8 protein-coding genes and 1 pseudogene are annotated in these 6,209 nt (G+C 61.5%); all 9 read left to right on the top strand.

Annotated features, from left to right (window positions below):
* The coding region (locus NUW23_10395) for an electron transport complex subunit RsxC (GenBank protein ID MCR4426578.1) at positions 1-216 on the top strand (216 nt) is incomplete at its 5' end.
* Positions 213-1,184, top strand: a complete 972-nt coding sequence (locus tag NUW23_10390) for an RnfABCDGE type electron transport complex subunit D (GenBank protein ID MCR4426577.1) — start codon at positions 213-215, stop codon at positions 1,182-1,184. The genes NUW23_10395 and NUW23_10390, both read left to right, overlap by 4 nt.
* Positions 1,177-1,764, top strand: coding sequence for an RnfABCDGE type electron transport complex subunit G (locus NUW23_10385; protein ID MCR4426576.1), 588 nt, complete (start codon positions 1,177-1,179; stop codon positions 1,762-1,764). The genes NUW23_10390 and NUW23_10385 overlap by 8 nt, the downstream gene beginning before the upstream one ends.
* Entirely contained in the window at positions 1,761-2,390 is a 630-nt protein-coding gene (locus tag NUW23_10380) for an electron transport complex subunit E (GenBank protein MCR4426575.1), read from the top strand. Before NUW23_10385 ends, NUW23_10380 begins: the two co-directional genes overlap by 4 nt.
* Positions 2,391-2,406: 16 nt before the next feature.
* A complete protein-coding gene (rsxA, locus tag NUW23_10375) occupies positions 2,407-3,003 on the top strand; it encodes an electron transport complex subunit RsxA (GenBank protein ID MCR4426574.1) in 597 nt (198 codons plus the stop codon).
* Between the two features lie 31 nt (positions 3,004-3,034).
* Positions 3,035-3,862, top strand: coding sequence for a Fe-S cluster domain-containing protein (locus NUW23_10370; GenBank protein ID MCR4426573.1), 828 nt, complete (start codon positions 3,035-3,037; stop codon positions 3,860-3,862).
* A gap of 206 nt (positions 3,863-4,068) precedes the next feature.
* A complete protein-coding gene (locus NUW23_10365; GenBank protein MCR4426572.1) occupies positions 4,069-4,650 on the top strand; it encodes a Maf family protein in 582 nt (193 codons plus the stop codon).
* 46 nt (positions 4,651-4,696) lie between these two features.
* Positions 4,697-5,401, top strand: coding sequence for a DNA repair protein RadC (gene radC, locus NUW23_10360; GenBank protein ID MCR4426571.1), 705 nt, complete (start codon positions 4,697-4,699; stop codon positions 5,399-5,401).
* 33 nt (positions 5,402-5,434) lie between these two features.
* Positions 5,435-6,209 (top strand): annotated as a pseudogene (locus tag NUW23_10355) (rod shape-determining protein).

Here is a 6,209-nt window from a genome sequence, read left to right as displayed (position 1 = left end):
TGCCCGATGCTTCTTGAACCTGCCATCCTTCACCAGGTAAGTGAGGCCGGCATGCTTGACCGGGCTGAAGCATACCACGCGCTCGATTGCATCGAGTGTGGCGTATGTAGTTACGTCTGCCCGTCCCGGCGTGATCTGGTCCAGGCGATCAAGCTCGCCAAAGCCCAGATCCTCGAGAAACGCCGGCAGGCCGCGGAACGGAGGGAGAGCCGATGAACAACCCGATGCTCGTGGTGTCGCCGGCGCCGCACATACGGGCCAAGGTCGACACACCCGCAATAATGCGGGATGTCATAGTTGCACTTGCCCCTGCGGCCTTAGTCGGGGTCTACTTCTTTGGCGCCCGCGCCTTGGCGTCCGTCATTGCCGGGATGGTCGGGTGTGTAGGGGCTGAGGCAGCCATCGAGAGACTCACGAACCGCCCCATTACAACGCGGGATGGTAGTGCGGCAGTCACAGGCTTGCTGCTCGCGCTGGTACTGCCTCCGACGGTGCCAGTGTGGATAACGCTTCTGTCGGCTGTCTTCTCCATTGGTGTGGTCAAGCTTCTGTTCGGAGGGCTCGGGCACAACGTGTTCAACCCGGCGCTCGCCGGCCGGGCCTTCGCCGCTGCGGCGTGGCCGGCTCTGGCCGCGACCGGGTTCATATGGCCGGCGACCTCAGGGGCGTGGGTGCGTGGGTTCGACGCGATGTCCACGGCCACACCGCTGTCGCTCCTCAAAGCGGGCGAGATCGGGGCGTCCACGCTGTCTCGGTTTTACTGGCCCCTGTTCTTGGGGAACACTGCGGGGTCGCTGGGGGAGACGTCGGCAATAGCCCTGCTCATCGGGGCGGTCTACCTGCTCTGGCGCGGGCATATCTCGCTCAGAATCCCGCTTTCGTATATCCTCACGGTGGCGGTCATAACCACACTGTACGGGCAGGACCCACTCTTTCACATCCTGAGCGGCGGGCTCATACTGGGTGCGTTCTTCATGGCGACGGACTACGTGACATCCCCGATCAACTCGAAAGGGCAGATTGTTTTCGGGGTTGGGTGCGGGATCCTGACCTCACTGATCCGGCTGTTCGGGGGGTACCCAGAGGGCGTCGCTTACTCAATACTGATCATGAACGCCGCCGTCCCGCTCATAGACAGACTCGCGCGGCCGAGACGGTTCGGGGAGGTGAAGGCGCGTGCGTGACATACTCAAGCTGGGTCTGGTCCTCATGGTGATCGCCGCGGTCTCGGGAGGTTCGCTCGCCTACGTCCACAAGGTGACGTCCGCGGTGATCGAGGAGCGCAAGGCCAAGGAAGTAGCACAATCCATGAAGGCGGTCCTTCCCTCGGCCGAAGACTTCCGTCAGCTCGATGAGGATGAGCTCGCTCCGGTCAGGACCGATCCCAAGTTCGCCGGGGTGAAGACTGTGTACACTGGTTCCACCGGTGGACAGGTCGATGGGGTCGTCGCCATGGTTGAAACCTCGGGCTACGGCGGCAAGGTGGGCCTCCTGATAGGAATCGACAGCAGGCTGGGGGTCTCGGGCATCCAGGTCCTGTCCCAGAGCGAGACCCCGGGACTCGGGACCAACATCACCAAACCCGAGTTCCTCTCGCAGTTTGTGGGCAGGGGCGCAGGCGGCGCCCTCGCAGTCAGCAAGGAAGGCGGCGAGATCCAGGCTGTCACCGGTGCGACGATCTCGTCGAAAGCTGTGGTCGCGGGCGTAAACGTCGTGCGTGAGCTCGCAATTGCCCTCGACGTTGCTGGAGGTGCGAAGAGATGAGCCTGGCCTCGGACTTCAGAAACGGCGTAGGCAGGGAGAACCCGACATTCAGGATGCTCCTGGGGATGTGCCCGACAATAGCGACATCCCTTGCGATATCGAACGGGATAGGCATGGGGCTCGCGGCCACTTTCGTCCTTCTCGGCTCGAACCTCATCATATCTATCATCCGCAAAGTGATCCCGAACCAGATCCGGATCCCCTGCTTCATTGTGGTGATCGCGACTTTCGTCACCATCGTGGACCTGACGATGGCGGCGTACCTCCCTGAGTTGCACAAGGTCCTCGGGGTCTTTGTGCCGCTCATCGTGGTCAACTGCATCATCCTGGCAAGGGCGGAGGCCTTCGCCTCGAAGAACCCCCCGCTCAACTCGATCATGGACGGGATCGGCATGGGCGTGGGGTTCACTCTCGCGCTGGTGCTGCTCTCCGCGATCCGCGAGCCTCTCGGGACCGGCGTGATCCTGGCCGCGCCCGACCTCGGGTTCGAGGGCATCAAGTTGTTCCCGCCGGAGTATGCCGCTGCCGTGGTCACTCGGCCGGTGGGTGGGTTCATAACCCTGGGTCTTCTGATAGGGGCCGTGAACCTCATCACTATGAAGCGGAAGCGCCCGTGTGGGCAGTGAGAGGGGGGCGACATAAGTGCGTGAACTCATTGTGATCCTTCTGGGCGGAATACTCGTGAACAACGTCATGCTCACACGCATCTTGGGTGTCTGCCCGTTCATCGGAGTGTCCAAACAGGTGGAGACCGCGACCGGCATGGGCATGGCTGTCATCTTTGTGATGACTGTGGCTTCCGCTGTGACTTGGCTCATACAGAACCTGATCCTGAACCCGTTCAATATGGGTTACCTGCAGACCGTCTCGTTCATTCTGGTCATCGCGGCTCTGGTTCAGTTGATCGAGATGGTGGTTCTCAAGGTCAGCCCCACACTCTACCGAGCCCTCGGGATTTATCTGCCCCTGATCACTACCAACTGTGCCGTTCTGGGCGTAGCGATCCTGAACATCCGGGAGAGCTACAACCTCCTCGAGGCGGCTGTGAGTGGCCTTGCCGGCGGAGCAGGGTTCGCACTGGCGATAATCCTGTTCGCGGCCATGCGGGAGCGGCAGGAACTCGCTCCTATCTCACGGGCGATGGTAGGGTTCCCGATTGCGCTGGTGACCACCGGTCTTATGGCCATGGCGTTCCTCGGGTTCTCGGGGTTCAACATATCCAAGCTGATGGGCCTGTAGCCCGGACGACTCAACATGGGGGTGACGCCGGATGGCTTACCTGTACGCCCTGGTCAGCATGGGCGCATTGGGGTTGATTTTCGGACTCTCCCTCGGAGTTGCGGCGAAGAAACTCGCTGTGAAGAAAGACCCGAGGGTCGATGAGATACTGGGAGTGTTGCCCGGGGCCAACTGCGGCGCGTGCGGGTTCCCTGGATGTTCCGGGTTCGCATCTGCGGTGGCGGCTGGTAAAGCACCCGTGGACGGATGCCCCGTGGGGCAAGCCGCTGTGGCACACAAAGTTGCGGCCATAATGGGTGTAGAGTGCGGTGACTCCCAACCGAAGTATGCCAGGGTTCTCTGCCTTGGCGATCGGGCCAACGCTTCAGACCTTTTCCGGTATGAGGGGATCCGAGACTGCCGCGCTGCCGCCATGACGGGCGGCGGGTTCAAAGGATGTGCCTACGGCTGCCTGGGACTTGGGACTTGCGTGGCGGCGTGTCCTTTCGACGCCATACACATGTCTCCTAACGGCCTGCCCGTGGTGGACGATTCAGCATGCACCGGATGTGGGAAGTGCGTGCGGGCGTGTCCGCGGAACATCATAGAACTCAGGACGGCCGAGGAGACCGTGAACGTGATGTGCAAGTCCCACGCGCGAGGTCCAGAGGTGAAACAAGTCTGCAAAGTCGGCTGCATAGGTTGCGGCATCTGCGCGAAGAACTGCCCTGAGAAGGCGATCGCCATGCACGACAACCTCGCGGTCATAGACCAGTCCAAGTGCACCAGGTGCGGGGTCTGTGTGCAGAAGTGTCCTGTGAAGTGCATAAAGAACGGGTACCCTGTCACGTCTGAGACGGAGATCAAGGAAGCCGTCTAGCCCTCGGTGGACCGGTTGACTCGACGCGGGCTTCCATCGCTGGAGGCCCGCTCTGCTTTTGCCATCGGAAGCTCGAGACCTGATTCTTGTAAACGGGAAAATCAAATGGTAGACTCAAGAAAGGGAAAGACGGCCCTCCGGGCGGTGCCAGGCGGCATCGCTCTTATCAAGCCAAGCCCAGCCTCACTTCATCTCGGGGGGATCCCATGACAACTCGGCTAGTCATCCTTGCATCTGCATCTCCCAGACGATTGCACCTGATGAAGGAGGTCGGCCTGGAGTTCCAGGTCATCCCGAGCGGCGTCGACGAGGCATCGGTGGAAGGGGACAACCCTGCCGGTCTAGTGACAGCGCTCGCCCGGGCGAAAGCCGAGGACGTAGCTTCACGTGTGCCTGAGGGGCTCGTGGTGGGGGCGGATACCATCGTGGTGGTGGACGGAGCGATCCTGGGCAAACCCCGGGACGCACAAGACGCCGCGAGGATGCTCCGGATGCTCGCCGGCAGGGCACATGAGGTCTATTCGGGAGTTGCCGTCGTGGACGCCGCGTCCGGCAGATGCGTATCGGGACACGAGGTCACCGAGGTGAGGTTCAGGCCTCTCACAGACCGGAATATCGAGAACTACCTCGCGACCGGGGAGCCGTGGGATAAGGCCGGAGCCTACGCCATACAAGGTGTCGGCTCTCTCTTGGTCTCCGGAATCACGGGTGACTACACGTGCGTGGTAGGGCTTCCGCTGGGGGTGCTCTCTTCGCTCTTACGGGAGTTTGGGCTGGAGCTGATTTAGTAAGCCATCCTGCCGCCGCTTGCAATACTGCAGGCGAGGTGCGGATATGGACGGGAAGTCTCGGAGGCGCGGGATCAAGGACATGCCCATGGGGGAGCGCCCCATGGAGAGGCTTGTGGAGTTCGGCCCTGAGGCGGTGAGTACCGCCGAGCTGATTGCGGTGATAATCCGGTGCGGGATGCGTGGGGAGAGCGCGGTGGATGTGGGCAACCGAGTAATCGGGACGGTCGGGAGCCCCCGCAGGCTGGCAACGGCCGGCCTTCTGGAACTAGCCGCCATCCCAGGCATAGGGCCGGTCAGGGCGGCGCAGATAAAGGCCTCGATCGAACTTGGAAGGAGACTGCTCGCGGGTGACGGGGAGACGAGGGTCGGGGTCGGCAGCCCGGGGGAGGCAGCGAGTCTTCTGATGCCGGCCATGCGGTACCTGGATCGGGAGGAGTTTCGTGCGATATTTCTCGACACCAGGAACCGGGTGATCGATACGGCCACGATCTCAATAGGCTCGTTGAACTCATCGATCGTCCATCCCCGTGAGGTCTTCCGCGAGGCGATCCGGGCGGCGTCAGCCGGCATCATACTGGCGCACAACCACCCAAGCGGCGACCCCAGCCCGAGCCCTGACGATATTGCCATTACCCAAAGGCTTGCGAGAGCCGGCTCTCTTCTGGGGATCGAGGTTCTGGACCATATCATCATCGGGGACAACGCATTTGTGAGCTTCAAGGATAAAGGACTCCTAGGTTCTGGTTAAGCAAAATCTTCCGACAGAAGGGAGCCATCTGTCATGTCACTGGCTTCGTTGTTCGGCGGCCTCTCGAGAGACATGGGCATCGACCTCGGGACCGCTAACACCCTTGTGTATGTGCGGGGCAGGGGGATCGTGCTCCAGGAACCGTCCGTTGTGGCCATTGACCGCGACACAGCCGAGATCCTCGCGGTGGGGAACGAGGCCAAGCAGATGGTGGGACGGACCCCCGCCAACATAATAGCCGTAAGGCCCATGAAAGACGGGGTAATCGCGGATTTTGACGTCACAGAGAAGATGCTCCGGTACTTCATGAACAAGGCCTCCAGGCGCCACGGGCTGTTCAAGCCGAGGGTGGTCATAGGAGTCCCCTCGGGGGTAACCGAGGTTGAGCGGCGGGCGATAACCGACGCCACTCTTCAGGCGGGTGCCAAGGAAGCCTATCTCATCGAGGAGCCCATGGCCGCCGCCATCGGAGCCGGTCTTCCGGTGAGCGACCCCACAGGCAACATGGTGGTCGACATAGGCGGGGGCACGACAGAGGTGGCTGTCATATCCTTGGGAGGCATTGTGGCGTCCAAATCGATAAGGGTGGCTGGGGACGAGATGGACGAGGCCATAGTCAACCACATGAAGCGCCACTACAACTTGATGATAGGCGACCGGACCGCCGAAGAGATCAAGAAGGAGATAGGTTCAGCCTATCCGATGGCCAACGAAGTCTACATGGAAGCCAGAGGCCGTGACCTTGTCAACGGGTTGCCAAAGACAGTGCGGATATCCGGAGCGGAGATTCAAAATGCCCTCTCCGAGC

This window comes from Bacillota bacterium (genome assembly GCA_024655925.1).
Taxonomy (GTDB): Bacteria; Bacillota; DTU025; order DTU025; family JANLFS01; genus JANLFS01.
The sequence above is the reverse complement of the archived record's forward strand: the minus strand, read 5'-3'. Positions and strand labels throughout refer to the sequence as shown.

Excerpts from the sequence above, each read along its gene's own strand:
- NUW23_10365 (MCR4426572.1), top strand. The coding sequence starts at position 4,069 with ATGACAACTCGGCTAGTCATCCTTGCATCTGCATCTCCCAGACGATTG.
- NUW23_10390 (MCR4426577.1), top strand. The coding sequence starts at position 213 with ATGAACAACCCGATGCTCGTGGTGTCGCCGGCGCCGCACATACGGGCC.
- radC (MCR4426571.1), top strand. The coding sequence starts at position 4,697 with ATGGACGGGAAGTCTCGGAGGCGCGGGATCAAGGACATGCCCATGGGG.
- NUW23_10370 (MCR4426573.1), top strand. The coding sequence starts at position 3,035 with ATGGCTTACCTGTACGCCCTGGTCAGCATGGGCGCATTGGGGTTGATT.
- NUW23_10380 (MCR4426575.1), top strand. The coding sequence starts at position 1,761 with ATGAGCCTGGCCTCGGACTTCAGAAACGGCGTAGGCAGGGAGAACCCG.